This is a genomic window from Parasaccharibacter sp. TMW 2.1891, from assembly GCF_023337675.1.
Classification (GTDB): domain Bacteria; phylum Pseudomonadota; class Alphaproteobacteria; order Acetobacterales; family Acetobacteraceae; genus Bombella; species Bombella apis.
The window spans coordinates 763,787-780,457 of sequence record NZ_QORT01000001.1 but is presented as its reverse complement, the minus strand read 5'-3'; the positions used below and the strand labels follow the sequence as shown (position 1 = coordinate 780,457).

15 protein-coding genes are annotated in these 16,671 nt (G+C 59.6%); 4 read left to right on the top strand and 11 right to left on the bottom strand.

The window, feature by feature from the left end:
• Positions 1-79: 79 nt before the first annotated feature.
• From DTJ15_RS03370 to DTJ15_RS03320, 11 genes are all read right to left on the bottom strand, one after another.
• Positions 80-529 carry a type II toxin-antitoxin system RatA family toxin gene (locus DTJ15_RS03370; RefSeq protein WP_249109399.1) on the bottom strand — a complete coding sequence of 150 codons (450 nt, stop codon included), beginning with the start codon at positions 527-529 and terminating at the stop codon, positions 80-82.
• Positions 529-1,509 carry a lipoyl synthase gene (gene lipA / locus DTJ15_RS03365; RefSeq protein ID WP_043560338.1) on the bottom strand — a complete coding sequence of 327 codons (981 nt, stop codon included), beginning with the start codon at positions 1,507-1,509 and terminating at the stop codon, positions 529-531. The genes DTJ15_RS03370 and lipA overlap by 1 nt, the downstream gene beginning before the upstream one ends.
• Before the next feature lie 3 nt (positions 1,510-1,512).
• Positions 1,513-2,919: a dihydrolipoyl dehydrogenase gene (gene lpdA / locus DTJ15_RS03360; protein WP_081563099.1), complete on the bottom strand. Its 1,407-nt coding sequence runs from the start codon at positions 2,917-2,919 to the stop codon at positions 1,513-1,515.
• A 2-nt stretch (positions 2,920-2,921) separates the two neighbouring features.
• Positions 2,922-4,169, bottom strand: a complete 1,248-nt coding sequence (locus DTJ15_RS03355) for a pyruvate dehydrogenase complex dihydrolipoamide acetyltransferase (protein WP_249109397.1) — start codon at positions 4,167-4,169, stop codon at positions 2,922-2,924.
• Positions 4,170-4,174: 5 nt separating this feature from the next.
• A complete protein-coding gene (locus DTJ15_RS03350) occupies positions 4,175-5,548 on the bottom strand; it encodes a pyruvate dehydrogenase complex E1 component subunit beta (RefSeq protein ID WP_086431029.1) in 1,374 nt (457 codons plus the stop codon).
• Positions 5,549-5,551: 3 nt separating this feature from the next.
• Positions 5,552-6,556, bottom strand: coding sequence for a pyruvate dehydrogenase (acetyl-transferring) E1 component subunit alpha (gene pdhA, locus DTJ15_RS03345; RefSeq protein WP_192848099.1), 1,005 nt, complete (start codon positions 6,554-6,556; stop codon positions 5,552-5,554).
• Positions 6,557-6,673: 117 nt separating this feature from the next.
• Positions 6,674-7,621 (bottom strand): indole-3-glycerol phosphate synthase TrpC, encoded by a 948-nt coding sequence (gene trpC / locus DTJ15_RS03340; RefSeq protein WP_081563098.1) that lies wholly within the window; start codon positions 7,619-7,621, stop codon positions 6,674-6,676.
• 48 nt (positions 7,622-7,669) lie between these two features.
• The gene (trpD, locus tag DTJ15_RS03335) at positions 7,670-8,743 is read right to left on the bottom strand and encodes an anthranilate phosphoribosyltransferase (RefSeq protein WP_248460548.1); all 1,074 of its coding nucleotides are present in this window, start codon (positions 8,741-8,743) and stop codon (positions 7,670-7,672) included.
• Positions 8,743-9,342 carry an aminodeoxychorismate/anthranilate synthase component II gene (locus tag DTJ15_RS03330; protein ID WP_249109396.1) on the bottom strand — a complete coding sequence of 200 codons (600 nt, stop codon included), beginning with the start codon at positions 9,340-9,342 and terminating at the stop codon, positions 8,743-8,745. Before DTJ15_RS03330 ends, trpD begins: the two co-directional genes overlap by 1 nt.
• Entirely contained in the window at positions 9,339-10,853 is a 1,515-nt protein-coding gene (locus tag DTJ15_RS03325) for a chorismate-binding protein (protein ID WP_249109394.1), read from the bottom strand. Before DTJ15_RS03325 ends, DTJ15_RS03330 begins: the two co-directional genes overlap by 4 nt.
• Positions 10,850-12,817 (bottom strand): peptidyl-prolyl cis-trans isomerase, encoded by a 1,968-nt coding sequence (locus DTJ15_RS03320; protein WP_283162642.1) that lies wholly within the window; start codon positions 12,815-12,817, stop codon positions 10,850-10,852. The genes DTJ15_RS03325 and DTJ15_RS03320 overlap by 4 nt, the downstream gene beginning before the upstream one ends.
• A 158-nt stretch (positions 12,818-12,975) precedes the next feature.
• Here DTJ15_RS03320 and tpiA point away from each other — a divergent pair, with 158 nt between their 5' ends.
• The 4 genes from tpiA to kdsA all read left to right on the top strand — a co-directional run bounded on the left by tpiA (position 12,976) and on the right by kdsA (position 16,656).
• The gene (gene tpiA, locus DTJ15_RS03315; RefSeq protein WP_043560363.1) at positions 12,976-13,770 is read left to right on the top strand and encodes a triose-phosphate isomerase; all 795 of its coding nucleotides are present in this window, start codon (positions 12,976-12,978) and stop codon (positions 13,768-13,770) included.
• An 18-nt stretch (positions 13,771-13,788) separates the two neighbouring features.
• Positions 13,789-14,118, top strand: coding sequence for a preprotein translocase subunit SecG (gene secG / locus DTJ15_RS03310; protein ID WP_043560365.1), 330 nt, complete (start codon positions 13,789-13,791; stop codon positions 14,116-14,118).
• Positions 14,119-14,191: 73 nt separating this feature from the next.
• Positions 14,192-15,835, top strand: coding sequence for a CTP synthase (locus DTJ15_RS03305; RefSeq protein ID WP_249109391.1), 1,644 nt, complete (start codon positions 14,192-14,194; stop codon positions 15,833-15,835).
• The gene (gene kdsA / locus DTJ15_RS03300) at positions 15,832-16,656 is read left to right on the top strand and encodes a 3-deoxy-8-phosphooctulonate synthase (protein WP_249109390.1); all 825 of its coding nucleotides are present in this window, start codon (positions 15,832-15,834) and stop codon (positions 16,654-16,656) included. The genes DTJ15_RS03305 and kdsA overlap by 4 nt, the downstream gene beginning before the upstream one ends.
• Positions 16,657-16,671: the final 15 nt, after the last annotated feature.

Genomic DNA, 16,671 nt, shown 5'->3' with positions numbered 1-16,671 from the left:
AAGAAATATTACATAAAAAACAGGTCTGTAAGTCCACCCCATCCAGACCGGGCAACAGATCTTTCGTCTGCTGGTCCTGTCAGCCTGCATTCCCTCCGGGAGGCCCATAGATTGCCCCAGCCCGGGTAATAAAAGCCTTGACCATCAAGCGGACCCCCTCATTGAAGACCATGCCAATGGCATTCCTCAGAAGGCGGGACCGGAACTCAAAATCCACAAAGAAATCGACACGGCAGCCCTGCCCCTCCGGTGTGAAGGTCCAGACATTCTTGAGATGTTTGAAAGGACCACGCTCATACCCCACGACGATACGATGGGGACGCTCCAGCCGCACACGGCTCGTATAGCTTTCCCTGAACGGTCCGAAGCCGATTGTCAGGTCGGCCAGCAGCTCGTCTTCCATACGTGACCGAACGACCGATCGCACGCACCAGGGCAGAAACTCGGGATACTTGCCAACATCAGCTACCAGATCAAAAAGCTGCTCAGCAGAATAGGGAATCACTCTCTGTTCAGCGTGTGTCGGCATCAGCCCTGACCCTTTTTCAAACGACGTTCCCGGGCCTCACGCAGCTCGGCAAAGTCCCGGTCCGCATGATAGGAGGACCGGGTCAGCGGAGACGAGCTGACCTGAAGGAACCCCTTCGCCCGGGCCATGGCACCGTAATCAGCAAATTCATCAGGCGTGACGAAGGCTTTCACTGCCGCATGTTTGACAGTGGGTTGGAGATACTGACCCAGTGTCAGAAAATCGACATCGGCAATCCGGAAATCATCCATCACCTGCGCCACCTCCATCTTCTCTTCACCCAACCCCAGCATCATGCCGGACTTCGTGAAGATGGACGGATCAAGCTTCTTGGCCTCATCCAGAAGACGGACTGACTGATAATAACGGGCCCCCGGGCGTATCCCCGGATAGAGCCGGGGCACCGTCTCGATATTGTGGTTGAACACATCCGGCCGGGCTTCCACGACCACCTCCAGCGCACCCGGCTTCCGCAGGAAATCGGGTGTCAGGATTTCTATGGTCGTACCGGGCGACGCAGCCCTGATGGCAGCGATCACATCGGCAAAATGCTGCGCCCCGCCATCAGGCAGGTCATCACGGTCCACCGATGTGATGACCACATGCTTCAGCCCCAGCTTGGCCACAGCCTCCGCCACATGGGCAGGTTCATCAGGGTCCAGCCGGTTGGGAAGGCCCGTCGTGACATTGCAGAAGGCACAGGCCCTCGTGCATATCTCACCCATGATCATCATGGTCGCATGGCGCTGGGACCAGCACTCCCCGATATTCGGGCAGGCTGCTTCCTCGCAGACGGTCGCCAGGCCATGCGTGCGCATCAGCTCTCTTGTCTCATCATAGACGGGATTGCTCCCTGGAGCCTTCACCCTGATCCATGAAGGTTTCTTCTGGATGGGGTTGTCCGGCCGGTGAGCCTTCTCAGGATGCCGTATGGCCGCCATACGCTCCCGCTGATGATTGATGACGATACGCTGGACCATGAATCAGATGTGCAGAGCACCCTCATAAGCGGCAAGAACGGCTTCGTGCATCGTCTCCGAGATGGTCGGATGCGGGAAGACCGTTTCCATCAGCTCAGCATCGGTCAGCTCGCCCGTACGGGCAATGACATACCCCTGGATCATCTCCGTAACTTCGGAGCCGATCATATGGGCACCGAGCAGCTCGCCCGTCTCGGCGTCAAAGACCGTCTTGGTCATGCCTTCAGGCTCACCCATGGCCACGGCCTTGCCGTTGGCCAGGAAGGGGAACCGCCCGACACGGACCTTGTAGCCCTCTGCCTTGGCCTTCTCCTCGCTCAGCCCCACGGAAGCCACCTGCGGACGGGCATAGATGCAGCCCGGAATGTTGCGGGCATGGAGAGGCTCCGGAGAGCGTCCGCTGATCTTCTCGACGCAGATCACACCTTCATGGCTTGCCTTGTGGGCCAGCCACGGCGGAGCCGCCACGTCACCGATGGCATAGATGCCCGGCTCACCCGTGCGGCAGAACTCGTCCGTCTGGATGTGCGAACGGTCCACCTTGACCTTCGTCCCCTCGAGGCCGAGGTCTTCCACGTTACCGACGATGCCCACGGCGCAGATCACACGATCCACCGTCAGGTCAACCTTGCCTTTTGCCGTCTCGATCGTGGTGGAGACCTCATTGGCCCCCTTCTTCAGCGGACCAACCTTCGCACCCGTATGGATGGTCATGCCACGCTTCTCGAACGCCTTGTGCGCCTGTGCGCTGATCTCGGCATCCTCGGTCATGAGGATACGGTCAGCCACTTCAGCAATCGTGACCTCACAGCCAAGATCACGATAGAAAGAGGCAAACTCGATGCCAATGGCACCAGAACCGATGACCAGAAGCCGCTTGGGCAGCGTATCCGGCGTCATGGCCTCACGGGCACCCCAGACAAGCTTGCCGTCCGTCTCAAGCCCGGGAAGCTGACGCCCCCGTGCCCCGGTGGCCAGAATGACATGAGGCGCACGGATCTGGGCCGTTTCCTTGCCATCCTTCGTGATGGAGACCTTATGCGCCTCACCAGCACGACCGGCCAGCCTGCCACGGCCATCAAAGGTCGTGACCTTGGCTTTCTTCAGAAGATGGGCCACGCCCTTCCCCATCCGCTCCGCCACGCCACGGGACCGTTTCACAATGGCTGCGAGGTCAAAGGACGGCTGGTTGGCAGAAAGACCGTACTCCTGGAGATGGCCGAGCGTATGATACACCTCGGCGGAGCGCAGCAAGGCCTTGGTGGGGATGCAGCCCCAGTTGAGGCACACGCCACCCATGTGGGTGCTCTCCACCAGAGCCACATTCATGCCAAGCTGGCTGGCCCGCAGTGCGGCCACATAGCCCCCCGGGCCACCACCGATCACAACAAGATCAAAAAGGTCGGACATGATCAAAGCACCAGAGAATAAGGGTTCTGAATGAGGTCACGCAGCGTATTGAGCCACTGCGCACCAAGAGCACCATCCACGGCACGATGATCCACCGAGAGCGTGGCCGTCATGACGGTTGCTACGGCCAGCTCACCATCCCGCACCACGGGGCGTTTCTCACCCGAAGCAACCGCAAGGATGCCAGCCTGCGGCGGATTGATGATGGCAGCGAAGTCCTTCACGCCAAACATGCCCATGTTGGAAATGGAGAACGTTCCACCCTGATAGTCCTCAGGCGAGAGCTTGCCATCACGGGCACGGGTCGCAAGACTGCGGGCCTCCTGACTGATCTCCCTGAGGCTCTTGCGGTCAGCCTGCCGGATGACCGGCGTCACCAGCCCATCCGGCACGGAGACGGCCATGGAAATGTCCACATCCTCGAAATGCAGCATCTCGGTCTCGGTGAACTGGACGTTCAGGCCCGGCAGCTTCTTCAGGGCAAGAGCCACGGCCTTGATCATCATGTCATTGACAGAAATCTTGCAGCCCTCTGCCTCCAGAGCCTTGTTCAGGCGGCTGCGCAGGGACAGCAGGGCATCCAGCTCGATATCAACAGAGACATAGAAATGCGGCACCTGTGTCTTGGATTCCGTCAGGCGGCGGGCAATCACCTTCCGCATCCCGGAATGCTTCACATGCTCCACATGACCAGCTGCCGGAGCGGCCGCAGACGACGCAGCCGGGGCAGGCTTCTGCCCCTTCGCCTTCTCCACGTCACGCCGCAGGATGCGGCCATTGGGGCCTGTCCCTGCCAGGCTGGCAATATCAACCCCATGCTCCTTGGCAATGCGACGGGCCAGAGGAGAAATGAAGATGCGCTCCCCTTTGCCTTTTTCAGGTGCAGCCGGCTTCTTGTCCGGGTCGAAAGAGGAAATCTCAATCGGGGCGGGAGTCTCGTCCTTTACTCCGGCCTTCTTTTCCAGTTCCGGCTTTGCCCCGGCAGCCGGAGCCTCCGGAACATCTTCCCCCTCATCCACCAGAATGGCGATCGGGGTTTTCACGGCCACATGCTCGGTCCCTTCCGGAATGAGGATCTTCCCAAGAATCCCCTCATCCGCCGCTTCCACTTCCATGGTCGCCTTGTCGGTCTCGATCTCGGCGATCACATCGCCGGACTGGACCATGTCACCCTCTTTTTTAAGCCAACGGGCGACAGTACCTTCCGTCATGGTCGGAGACAGGGCCGGCATTAAAATATTGATTGCCATCGGTTTCAGTCTCCAAACTGCTTGCGCACAGCCTCAACAATCCATTCCGGCTTGGGCAGGGCCAGCTTCTCCAGATTTGCTGCATAAGGGAGAGGAATATCCAGCCCGCAGACACGGGCCGGAGGGGCATCCAGCCAGTCAAAGGCCTGCTCGACGGCAACCGTGCAGATTTCGGACCCGATGCCCGCAACCGGCCAGCCTTCTTCCACCGACACGATGCGGCTCGTCTTCTTCACGCTCTTGATGATCGTTTCCGTATCGAGCGGACGCAGGGTCCGCAGGTTGATCACCTCGGCCTCAATGCCCTGCTCGGCCAAAAGCTCGGCAGCTTCCAGAGCCACGCCAACCATGATGGAGAAAGCGACCAGCGTCACATCCTTGCCTTCACGCTCGATCTTGGCCTTGCCGATCGGCAGGATGAAATCCTCATCCACCGGGCATGGGAACTTCTTGCCGTACATGATCTCGTTTTCCAGAACCACGACCGGGTTCGGATCACGGATGGCGGCACGGAGCAGGCCCTTGGCATCTGCCGCAGACCACGGGGCCACGACCTTCAGGCCCGGAATGTGGGCATACCAGCTGCCAAAGCACTGGGAATGCTGCGCCCCGACACGGGCCGCTGCTCCGTTGGGACCACGGAACACGATCGGACAGGACATCTGACCACCGGACATGTAACGTGTCTTGGCGGCAGAGTTGATGATGTGGTCCACAGCCTGAAGGGAGAAGTTCATCGTCATGAATTCGACGATCGGCTTCACACCGGACAGGGCGGCACCAACGGCCATGCCGGTGAAGCCATGCTCCGTGATGGGCATATCCATGACACGCTTTGCACCGAATTCATCCAGAAGGCCCTGACTGACCTTGTAGGCACCCTGATACTGGGCCACTTCCTCACCGAGCAGGAACACGTCCTCATCACGACGCATCTCGGCAGCCATGGCATCACGCAGAGCCTCACGCACGGTGATCTCGGCCGTCTCCCCCCATTCAGGCTCGACCAGATCGGTCGTGGAGGTGCTGGCCGGAGCCTGTGGTGCGGGCGTCTGGGCAGGAACGTTCTTTTCCACCTTGGAAGCAGAGCCAGCCTTGGGACCGAGGTCCAGCCCGTCCGCTGCAGAAGCGTCCTCACCTTCCTCCAGCAGGACGGCGATGGGCGTGTTCACCGCCACGTGGTCCGTTCCCTCGGTGACGAGGATGCGCCCCAGAACGCCTTCCTCGACGGCTTCCATTTCCATGGTGGCCTTGTCGGTCTCGATCTCGGCGATCACTTCGCCGGGCTTGACCACATCACCTTCTTTCTTGACCCAGCGGGCCAGTGTTCCCTCCTCCATCGTCGGGGAGAGAGCAGGCATGAGAATAGGAGAGGCCATGAGTTATTCCCCCACCAGAACGTCGGTCCAGAGCTCGGATGCATCCGGCTCAGGGCTGGTTTCTGCAAATTCGGCAGCATCCTTCACAGTGGCCTTCACATCCTGTTCCACTGCCTTGAAGAAGGCTTCATCAATCCCGTGCTTGATCATTTCTGCTTTCAGCGTTTCGATCGGGTCACGTGTCCGGCGCATCTCGTCCACCTCGGACCGCTGGCGGTACTTCGCCGGGTCTGACATGGAATGGCCACGATAGCGGTAAGTTTCCATCTCCAGCAGGAACGGCCCCTTGCCGGAGCGGCAATGCTCCATGGCTTCCTTGGCGGCCTGATAAACGGCGGCCACATCCATGCCATCCACCTTACGGGATGGAATTCCCCACGGAGCGGCATTCTTCGAGAGGTCCTTGGAGGCGGAGGAGCGCTCAATGGAAGTCCCCATGCCGTAACGGTTGTTCTCGATCACATAAAGGCAGGGAAGCTTGTGCAGGGCGGCGAGATTGAAGCTCTCATAAACCTGCCCCTGATTGGACGCACCCTCACCGAAATACACGATGGAAACGGCACCATCCTTCTTGTAGGCACTCGTCAGGGCAAGGCCGGTCCCGATGGCCACCTGCGCTCCGACAATACCATGCCCTCCGTAGAACTCCTGTTCCTTTGAAAACATGTGCATGGAGCCACCCTTGCCGTGGGAATACCCCCCTGAACGGCCTGTGAGCTCCGCCATGACGCCACGGGCCGTCATGCCAGCCACCAGCATCTGCCCGTGATCACGATAGGAGGTGATGGAACGGTCGCCCTTCTTCATGGCGAGACCGATACCAGCCACAACAGCTTCCTGACCGATATAAAGATGGCAGAAGCCACCGATCAGCCCCATGCCGTACAGCTGGCCGGCCTTTTCCTCGAAGCGACGCACAAGGAGCATTTCCCTGTAGGCACGCTCCATTTCCTCCCGTGATAGCGCCGGGCCATTCTGCCGGTTCGGCGCGTCCGTCATAGAACCCATGACACTCTCCCGCGGTTGACGATTTCAGATAGGGCGGACTTGTAACAACAGTCCCTTCCAAAAGCTAGCTATCCGAGACCCCCTCCAACCATTTTTTATACCGGACCGGTACTCTTTTCAGAAACCGAGCAGCCTGCGGGCTGCAAGCCCCGGATCTTCCTCACGCAACAGTGATTCTCCGACCAGAACGGCACTGCACCCTGCCTCGCCAACCTTGGCCAGATCATCCGGCGTGGCAATGCCACTCTCGGACACGACAAGACGATCCGGCGGAACCTGCGGAGCAAGGTCCAGCGTCGTCTGAATGTCCGTCTTCAATGTCTTGAGGTTCCTGTTGTTGATGCCGATCAGGAAACTGTCATAAGCAAGCGCCCGATTCAGCTCTTCTTCGTTGTGCACCTCAAGCAGCACATCCATGTCCAGACCACGGGCCAGAGCGATCAGCTCAACAGCCTCATCTTCCTTCAGGGCGGCCATGATAAGCAGGATGCAGTCCGCCCCGATGAGGCGGCTCTCATGAACCTGCCATGGCTCAAGGATGAAATCCTTCCGCAGGATCGGAAGGCTGCATGCAGCACGGACGGCCTGAAGGTCTTCCGCACTCCCGTGGAAACAGGACCCTTCCGTCAAAACGGAAATACAGCTTGCCCCAGCATTCTGATAGGACCGGGCGATCTGCGCCGGATCATACTCAGGCCGCAGGATTCCTGCCGATGGAGATGCTTTTTTCACCTCTGCGATGAGTCCCACACGCCTGTCAGCCGTAATATGCTGAAGGGCCTGACCAAACCCACGGGTCGGCATGGAGACTTCCTTTGCCTTGGCAGCAATCTCCTTCAGCGGCATCACCTGCATCCGCTGCTCGACATCAAGGCGGGTCCGGGCACAGATGCGCTCCAGCACATCACCGCCGCTCTCCCCGCTACCTGATGTGGCAGGCTGGGAGACTTCCGACGCTACCGCCTCCTGTGCATCACCATTTGAAGGGACATCAGAAGCCGGAACCTGTCCACCATCCTCTGCAGGGGCAAAAGCAGCCATCGACCGCTGTGGCAAAAAAATCATGATCGTCCTGAATCTTTACCTTGGAACATTACCGAACGGTTCTAGCGTTCAGTCCTGAGCACTTACACCCGTTTGAGCCCGGATTAAAGCCTTCCGGGCCAGCCCTTCATCAAGGGAGCGGGCTGCCTCGGCCACGTTGCGCCTCAGAGCGGGAACAGAGAGACGGCCACTCTCAAGCAGATTCCCCCGCCCGGCAACATGCAGGCCAACAGCTGCATTCAACAGCACCGTATCCCGATAACAGCCTGTTTCTCCTGCAAAAAGAGCCCTCATGCGCTGGGCATTGCAGATGGGGTCTCCCCCCTTCAGGGCGGCAATGCCGTAATGCGGCAGACCGGCCATTTCCGGTGTCAGGTCAAAAGAAATGATCTCCCCATTCTCCCACACATCATTGTGTGTTGGGCCGGCGAGAGTCAGTTCATCAATTCCGCCTTCATCCGTATGACCATGCACAACCCAAGCGGAAACAGCCCCCAGCTCACCCAGCACCCGGGCCACTGGCCGGCACCAGACTTCATCAAACACGCCCACCAGCTGCCGCCGGACCCGCGCCGGATTGCAGAGCGGCCCCAGAAGGTTGAAGAGTGTCCTGAAACCAAGCTGTTTGCGAACAGGTGCAGCCACACGCATGGCCGGGTGATGGAACGGCGCTGCCAGAAAAGCGAGATTTTCCTGCCTCAGACGTTTTTCCTGCCGGGCATGGTCCGCATCGGCAGGAATCCCCAGAGCTTCCAGAACATCCGTTGCCCCGGCCCGGGAAGACAGGGCCCGCCCCCCGTGCTTGGCCACGGGCACGCCCAGCCCAGCCAGAACAAAGGCCGTGGCTGTGGAGACATTCAATGTTCCCAGGCCATCGCCCCCTGTGCCGCAGACATCCACCGTGTCATCCGGCACGTTCTGCAAGGCCTGCATACTCTGCCGCACGGCCTGCACAGCACCTGAAAGCTCCTCAACGGTCTCTCCCCGCATCTGAAGGGCCATCAGGAAAGCGGCAAGTTCAATATCCGAAACGGCTCCCTGCATGATGAGCCTGAAAGCCTGCTCCGCCTCAGAAACATCCAGCTCCTTTCTGGCGGCGACTTTCCTGAGAAAAGACGCAAATGGCTTCTCCTGCCCGCCCATCAGCCAGTTGCACCCTCTTTCTGCGGAAGAACATTGGCCAGTCGCAAAAAGTTGGCCAGAAGGTCACGCCCGGAATTGGAGGCAATGCTTTCAGGGTGGAACTGCACACCATGGATCGGATGCTCCCGGTGACGGACCCCCATGATGACACCATCCTCCGTCCTTGCATTGACGATGAGCGAATCCGGTATGCTGTCCGGGTCCAGCGTCAGGCTGTGATAGCGCACCATATCCACCGGGTCGGGCAGTCCGGCAAAGACCCCGCTGCCATCGTGATGGATGGCATTGATCTTGCCATGCATCGGCACGGCAGACCGGACGACCTTCGCCCCGAAGACCTGCCCAATGGACTGGTGGCCCAGACAGACACCCAGCACGGGGACCTTCCCCGCTGCTTTTTCAATCAGCTCACAGCAGATACCCGCTTCATCGGGGGAACAGGGGCCGGGAGACAGCACAATGGCAGAGGGTTTCATCTCCAGCGCCCGGTCTGCGGTCAGCGCATCATTCCGTTTCACCGCACATTCCACACCCAGTGCTCCGAAATGATGCACCAGATTGAAAGTGAAACTGTCATAGTTATCAATCAGCAGGATCATCTGACTCTCTCCTCACATCCAGAGGTCATATCTGCTTTCTCAGATGATGTGCGGGATGAGGAATTACACCCCCCTGCCCCAGAAAACGCCTGCTGCCCATTATGAACAGCCTGACCAATGGCCGCCTCCGCAGCAGTGAAGAGCGCCCGGGCCTTGGCTCTCGTCTCCTGATATTCCGCCTCAGGGTCAGATTCCGCCACGACACCGCAACCGGCCTGCACATGCATCTGGCCATCCTTCAGCAGGGCCATGCGCAGACCGATGCAGGTATCCATGTCACCATCCGCTCCGAAATAGCCGACACACCCGGCATAAGGGCCACGCCGGGTGGGCTCCAGCTCGTCAATGATTTCCATGGTGCGTATCTTCGGCGCCCCGGTCAGCGTTCCCGCCGGGAAAGCAGCCGAGAGAGCATCCAGCGCCCCGCACCCCGGCTTCACCCGGCCCGTCACGGTCGATGAAATATGCATGACGTGGCTGTAGCGCTCCACCACGAAACGGTCGGGCACCTCCACGGTCCCGAGCTGGGACACACGCCCCACGTCGTTCCTGCCCAGGTCGATCAACATGAGATGCTCGGCAAGCTCCTTGCCATCAGCGAGCAGCTCTTTCTCCAGTGCCAGATCATGGGCCCGATCCCGCCCGCGGGGCCGGGTTCCGGCCAGAGGACGGACCGTTACGATACCATCCCGCATCCGCACCAGAATCTCCGGGGACGACCCTACGAGGGTGAATTCACCCAGCTCCATCAAAAACAGGAACGGTGCCGGATTGATGCGCCGCAAACTGCGATACAGGGCCAGTGACGACAGGGGAAACGCTGTCGTGAAACGCTGGCTCGGAACAATCTGGAAGGCATCACCCGCTGCAATATAATCCTGCGCCGTCCTCACCTTCTGGAGAAAAGCCTCATGCATGATGTTGGAAACAGGCTCCGCCAGCCGGGTTCCCTCTGGCAGGGTCTCTGCCGGGTCAGCAACGGGCTGCCGCAGAGCGGCCACAGCCTTCTCCAGCAGCGCCTCCCCTTCTGCCCTGGCCATGCCATCACGCAACGGGGTGGCCAGAATCAGCTCGTCCCGCACCGTATCGAACACAGCAAACAGCCGGGGACGGATCATCACCCCTTCTGGCAGGTCCAGGTCATTCGGCGGCGGGTTGGGAAGGTCTTCCATCTGCCGGACCATGTCATAGCCCAGCACGCCAAAGACACCGCCAATCATCGGGGGCAACCCCTCCGGCAGGTCCATACGGCTCTCATCAAGCAGAGCCTTCAGCGACACCAATGGAGCCGCCTCTTCCGGCCTTCCATCACGGAATGCCTGACCATCCTTGCAGCGCCAGATCGTATCCGGCAGCAGGGCTATGATGGAATACCGCCCTCTGGCAGCGCCTCCCTCCACACTCTCGAAAAAGAGGCGGTACGGATCATCCACCAGACGGGAAAGACGGAGAAAAACCGAGAGCGGTGTCAGCAGATCGGCTGCTTCTACCCTATGTAATATCCTGCTCACTGCTGGCCCAACCTTCCTGAAATCATGCTCAGCACCCTCTCGTTCACATCACTGAACAGAGCTGCATTGAAATGACGGGGAGGAGCCTCCCGGGTATAGGACATGCCCAGCGTCTCCTGAAGATCATTGCGGTAAGCCCCGGCTATCAGGCTTGCCTGACGCTGCCGGATGGCCTGCATCATGGTCGGTGATTCCGCATACTGCCCTGTCACATTGACAAGCCAGTAGCCATCTCCCTCCTGGAGCATGGCTGTCTGTCCCTGTTTCTGCTCAAGCGCCGCCCTGAGAATGAGGGCGGGCACATCGTTCCGCAGCTGGAGGCGAGAAAAATGCTCATCCTTCTGGAGCATGGCTCCCTCTTTCTGTCCTGCCAGAGCCTGACGCAGCCCCTCTTTTTTCGCCTGCTGATACAGGGCGGTGACCCTCTGCTCAGTGGCGTGTTTCCGGGCATCCGCCAGCCAGGCATCCTTGACGGCCTGCTGCACGGCCTCGTACGGCTCCTGCCTGCCCGGCGTGACACCATCCACCAGCACGGCAAAAGCACTGCCATCCGGTCCGGTCACGACATGCGGCGGCTCATCTTTCTTCTGACTGAAGACCTGCTCTATCAGAGCCTGACGCAGGGCGGCATCACCCGGCAAAGGAGCAGGCTCCCCGCCCGGCAGATTGCCATGGGAATCCAGACTGCCTTCCAGAGGGAAAGCACCAATGTCGGCCGGAACCTTGTCCAGCGTGACAGACCCGGCCACGGCCTCCTCAAAGGCTCTCTGACGGTCCTTCAGCATGGCCGTCGCCCGTTCATTGGCCAGATCCTCACGGAGACTGTCCTTCAGGCTTTCAAAACTGGCATGTCTCGCAGGCTTGACGGACAGCACATGTACCACGCTCCAGCCAGCGGCCGTATGAACAGGCGCAGAAACATGACCCTCCGGCGTGGCAAACGCTGCCTTGCCCAAGGCCTCATCAGGCAGATCGGTCAGACGGGCGTCATTCAACGTGGCAGGAATGGCTTTAGGGTGCTGCTTCTGCAAAGCCGCCCAAGACTGCCCTCCCCGCCATGCTGCCGCCAGACTCTTTGCCGTAGCCTCATCCGTCACGGCCAGCACCTCAATGGAGCGCAGTTCCGGACTGTTATGCCGGGCCGCCTCGGCGGGGTCCTGCATCTTCATCCTGTATGCCGCCTGAAGGTCCTCATCAGAAATCTGGATCGTCTTTGCGACACTGCCTGCCGTCATGATCACGATCCGGGCATGACGGTACTCCGGCTGCCGGAACTGCCAGAGATGGTTCTGATAATAACGCTTCAGCTGCCCATCAGTCGGTTGGACAGACACCTCTCCCAGAGAGAACGGCAGACGCACCATATCCACCACGGCGCCATGACCGATATAGTTCATCAGCCAATCCAGCTCCTGCGCCGGGGGCTGCACGGTTTTACCGAATGCAAGCAGAGTGGCACTACCATAAAGCATGCGCCGTACTTCCTGCGTCAGATCCTGATGGCTCATATTGTTACGCCCGAGCACCGCCTCCATCTTCTGCGGGTCAAAGCGGCCACTGGGATCCTGGAAATCCGGCATGGCAAAAACAACCCCACGAATCGTTTCATCCCCAGGATTGAGGCCATTCCGCCTGCCAGCCAGTTCTCCCTCATGCACCAGAATGAGACTGCGCAGGGCCGTATGGCCGATCTCCTGCCGTCCCTGCGGGGTCTTCAGGAATTCAGCCGAACCACCCGTCTGCTGAAGGACAGAGGCAACCTGATTCTGGATGGCTTTCTGAAACTCGGCAGGGGTGATCTTGTGTGCTCCGACCTGCACCACGGTATCACCGCCCAGACCGGCCATGCCGCCGCCCAGCCCAAAAAAGGTGCCTCCCAGTACAACAAAAGACACGAAAACCATTAAGGCGATCACCCGGCCGAGCCAGGAGTCAACCAGGAAATGACGCAGGGCAGTAATCATCGAAGACGCATATCACTTTACTGATGGCAGAATAGCATTAGCCGGGAAAACCCGCTAAGCTGCCCCAGCATAGAGATGCCGACACAGATTGACCAGCACGGCGTGTCCCTTCTCTGCTCATGCGCAGTGGATGCATCGTGCCGACCGGGGAGAGCAGAATGACCACCGTACCCAAATTCGTCATTGGGAACTGGAAAATGCAGGCTCGCCACGAGCACGGCCTACAGCTCGCACGGGACATTGCCCATGGCATGAAAGAAGCCCCGCCGCCAGCCCACCTTCACACCATCATCTGTCCGCCTTTCACGCAGCTCGATGGTGTCCATCAGGCCCTGAAGGAAGTCTGCCTGCCCCACGAGCAGCTGGCCCTGGGGGCACAGGACTGTTACCCGGCCTCCTCCGGGCCCTTCACGGGGGATATTTCCGCCCCGATGATCCGGGACATGGGAGCACGCTATGTCATCCTGGGGCATTCCGAACGGCGCCAGAACCATGGGGAGACGGACGCAGTCATCCGTCAGAAGGTCAAGGCCGCCACGGCAGCCGGACTGACGCCAATCGTCTGCATTGGCGAACATCTGGCTGAACGGAACGAAGGTCGGGCCGCCAGCGTACTTTCCACACAGATTGAGGGCTCCCTGACACGGGGCTTCCGTGGAATCGTGGCCTATGAGCCTGTCTGGGCCATCGGCAGTGGTATCACACCCTCCCGGGAAGAGCTCCAGAGAAAGCTCCAGCTGATCCGTGCTCTGCTGCCAATGAGACTCATGACGGATGACATTCGTGTTCCGGTCCTGTATGGCGGGTCTGTAACTTCCGTGCAGGCTCCCTCCATCATGTCCATAGAGGCAGTGGATGGGGTGCTTGTCGGCAGTGCCAGCCTCGAGGCACGAAGCTTCCTGGACATCATTGGCGCTGCGGCTGAAGCAACAACGCCTCAGCCTTCCCCATAACCTGTTGGACCTGACTGCATGACCACATTACTGCTTATCCTCACTGTTCTGGTTGCCCTGGCCCTCATCGGCATTATCCTGATCCAGCGTAGCGAAGGCGGTGGTCTCGGCGTTGGCAGCAGTCAGGGACTTGGCTCCTTCATGTCCGGCCGGGGGACAGCCACCCTGCTGACCCGCGGTACGGCCGTTCTGGCTGCCATTTTCATGATTCTCTGCCTGTGTCTGGCCGTGCTGAACCGTGGGGCCTCCAGCGGTGGCAACACGCGGGACATTCTGGCCCATCCTCCTGCCAGCCAACCAGCAGCTCCAGCGGCTCCGACAGCGCCGTCCCAGCCACAGCATCCCTGAGGCCATTTTTGGGGGAAGCGGAGTACATAATCTGCTTCCCCTTCCCCCCCTCTTCACTATATAAGGGCCTCCCATGACGCGCTTTGTTTTTGTGACGGGTGGGGTTGTATCCTCCCTCGGTAAAGGTATCGCTTCGGCGGCTCTGGCTGCCCTCCTCCAGGCTCGTGGGCACAAGGTCCGCATCAGGAAGCTGGACCCTTATCTGAATGTTGATCCGGGCACGATGAGCCCGTATCAGCATGGTGAGGTGTTCATCACTGATGACGGTGCCGAGACCGACCTCGATCTCGGTCATTACGAGCGTTTTACGGGTGTTCATGCCCGTCGCTCCGACAACACCACGACGGGCCGCATTTACTCCGATGTCATCGCCCGGGAACGCCGTGGCGATTACCTCGGGGCTACGGTCCAGGTCATTCCGCACATCACGGATGCCATCAAGGAAGCCGTGGTTACCGATACGGATGGCTACGATTTTGTCCTGGTTGAAATCGGCGGCACGGTTGGCGACATTGAGAGTCTTCCTTTCCTGGAAGCCATCCGCCAGCTCCGCAATGATCTGGGGCATGAGAACACCATGTGTGTTCACCTGACCCTCCTGCCTTACATTCCCTCCGCTGGTGAGCTGAAAACCAAGCCGACCCAGCATTCCGTCAAGGAACTCCAGAATGTCGGCCTCCAGCCGCAGATTCTGCTCTGCCGCTCCGACCGTCCCATTCCGCAGACAGAGCGGCAGAAAATTGCCAGCTTCTGCAATGTCCGTCCCGAAGCCGTAATTGCAGCGCTGGATGTCGATACAATCTACGCCTGCCCTATCGCCTATCACGAGCAGGGCATGGATCGTGAAGTTCTGCGTTATTTCGGCCTGCCGTTCGAAACAGCGCCAGACCTCTCCCGCTGGGAGAAAATCGTCCGTGGCGTTCGGGAGCCGAAAGGCGAAGTCCGCATCGGCATCGTCGGCAAATATACGGCCCTGCTGGACAGCTACAAGTCCCTTGCCGAGGCCCTTCTGCATGGTGGCATCTCGCAGGATGTCCGTGTCCATATGAACTGGATTGATGCAGAAGAACTGGAAGACCCCTCCAGTCTTGAAGAGCAGCTGCGTGGCATGGATGGCATCCTCGTGCCGGGCGGCTTTGGCGAACGTGGGTCTGAAGGCAAGATCAACGCTGTCCGTTATGCCCGTGAAAACCGGATTCCGTTCCTTGGAATCTGCTTCGGGATGCAGATGGCCGTTATTGAATGTGCCCGCTCCCTCGCAGGCCTGAAGAAGGCCTCCTCCACGGAGTTCGGCCCGACAGATGAGCCACTGGTCGGCCTGATGACCGAATGGGCCCGTGGCACGGAACTGCTGCGCCGCCGTGAAGGAGGCGACCTTGGCGGAACCATGCGTGTCGGTGCCTATCCGGCCAGACTGGTTGAAGGCTCCCGTGTTGCAGAGGTCTACGGCCGGACGGACATCCGTGAGCGCCACCGCCATCGCTGGGAAGTCAACGTCCATTACCGTGACGTGCTGGAAAAAACGTCCCTGCGCTTCTCTGGCATGTCTCCCGATGGCGTTCTGCCCGAGGTGGTGGAATATCCAGACCATCCCTGGTTTATCGGTGTGCAGTACCATCCAGAGCTGCTTTCCAAGCCGTTCGACCCGCACCCGCTTTTCGTAGGGTTTGTCGGCGCTGCAAAAAAAGAACATCTGTCACGGGAACAGGATGTATGAGCGTCCCTCTGGGCAAATTTGTCATTGGTCAGGATCAGCCCTTCCGGCTGATCGCTGGCCCGTGCCAGATCGAATCCCGTGATCACGCCTTCTTCATGGCCGAAGCCCTGCATGGGCTCTGTCGGGAGCTGGATATCGAGCTGATTTACAAAAGCAGTTTCGACAAGGCCAACCGCAGTTCCGTCCATGCTGCCCGTGGTGTCGGTATGGAGGAAGGGTTGAAAATCCTCTCCGACATCCGGTCCCGCTTCAATATTCCTGTGCTGACGGATGTTCACGCACCGGAACAGTGTGCTCCTGCAGCTGAAGCTGTGGATGTTCTCCAGATTCCGGCTTTTCTCTGCCGTCAGACAGACCTTCTTCTGGCCGCTGGACGGACAGGACGGGCCATCAATGTCAAAAAGGGGCAGTTCCTCGCTCCGCAGGACATGCAGAACATTGTCGACAAGCTGAAATCTACCGGCAATGAGCGTATCCTGCTCTGCGAACGTGGCACCTGCTTCGGCTACAATACACTCATCAACGACATGCGGGCCCTCCCCATCATGGCGCGCACCGGCTATCCCGTTGTCTTCGATGCCACCCACTCCGTGCAGCAACCGGGCGGATTGGGTACAGCCACCGGAGGGCAGCGTGAATTCGTTGCTCCGTTGGCCCGGGCCGCCCTGGCGACAGGTGTCAGCGCCCTGTTTATCGAGACCCATCAGGAACCGGATACGGCCCCCAGTGATGGCCCGACCATGATCCCCCTTGCTGAAATGCGGTCATTGCTGACCCCACTCAAAAAGATTGACGAACTCGTGAAAGCTGAGGGCCTCTGATCAGAGGCCCTTCCT

Coding starts and splice junctions, on each gene's coding strand:
- pdhA (WP_192848099.1), bottom strand. CDS start 6,556: ATGGGTTCTATGACGGACGCGCCGAACCGGCAGAATGGCCCGGCGCTA.
- DTJ15_RS03355 (WP_249109397.1), bottom strand. CDS start 4,169: ATGGCAATCAATATTTTAATGCCGGCCCTGTCTCCGACCATGACGGAA.
- DTJ15_RS03370 (WP_249109399.1), bottom strand. CDS start 529: ATGCCGACACACGCTGAACAGAGAGTGATTCCCTATTCTGCTGAGCAG.
- kdsA (WP_249109390.1), top strand. CDS start 15,832: ATGAGCGTCCCTCTGGGCAAATTTGTCATTGGTCAGGATCAGCCCTTC.
- tpiA (WP_043560363.1), top strand. CDS start 12,976: ATGACCACCGTACCCAAATTCGTCATTGGGAACTGGAAAATGCAGGCT.
- lpdA (WP_081563099.1), bottom strand. CDS start 2,919: ATGTCCGACCTTTTTGATCTTGTTGTGATCGGTGGTGGCCCGGGGGGC.
- trpD (WP_248460548.1), bottom strand. CDS start 8,743: ATGGGCGGGCAGGAGAAGCCATTTGCGTCTTTTCTCAGGAAAGTCGCC.
- DTJ15_RS03320 (WP_283162642.1), bottom strand. CDS start 12,817: ATGATTACTGCCCTGCGTCATTTCCTGGTTGACTCCTGGCTCGGCCGG.
- trpC (WP_081563098.1), bottom strand. CDS start 7,621: ATGATTTTTTTGCCACAGCGGTCGATGGCTGCTTTTGCCCCTGCAGAG.
- secG (WP_043560365.1), top strand. CDS start 13,789: ATGACCACATTACTGCTTATCCTCACTGTTCTGGTTGCCCTGGCCCTC.
- DTJ15_RS03350 (WP_086431029.1), bottom strand. CDS start 5,548: ATGGCCTCTCCTATTCTCATGCCTGCTCTCTCCCCGACGATGGAGGAG.
- DTJ15_RS03305 (WP_249109391.1), top strand. CDS start 14,192: ATGACGCGCTTTGTTTTTGTGACGGGTGGGGTTGTATCCTCCCTCGGT.
- DTJ15_RS03330 (WP_249109396.1), bottom strand. CDS start 9,342: ATGATCCTGCTGATTGATAACTATGACAGTTTCACTTTCAATCTGGTG.
- lipA (WP_043560338.1), bottom strand. CDS start 1,509: ATGGTCCAGCGTATCGTCATCAATCATCAGCGGGAGCGTATGGCGGCC.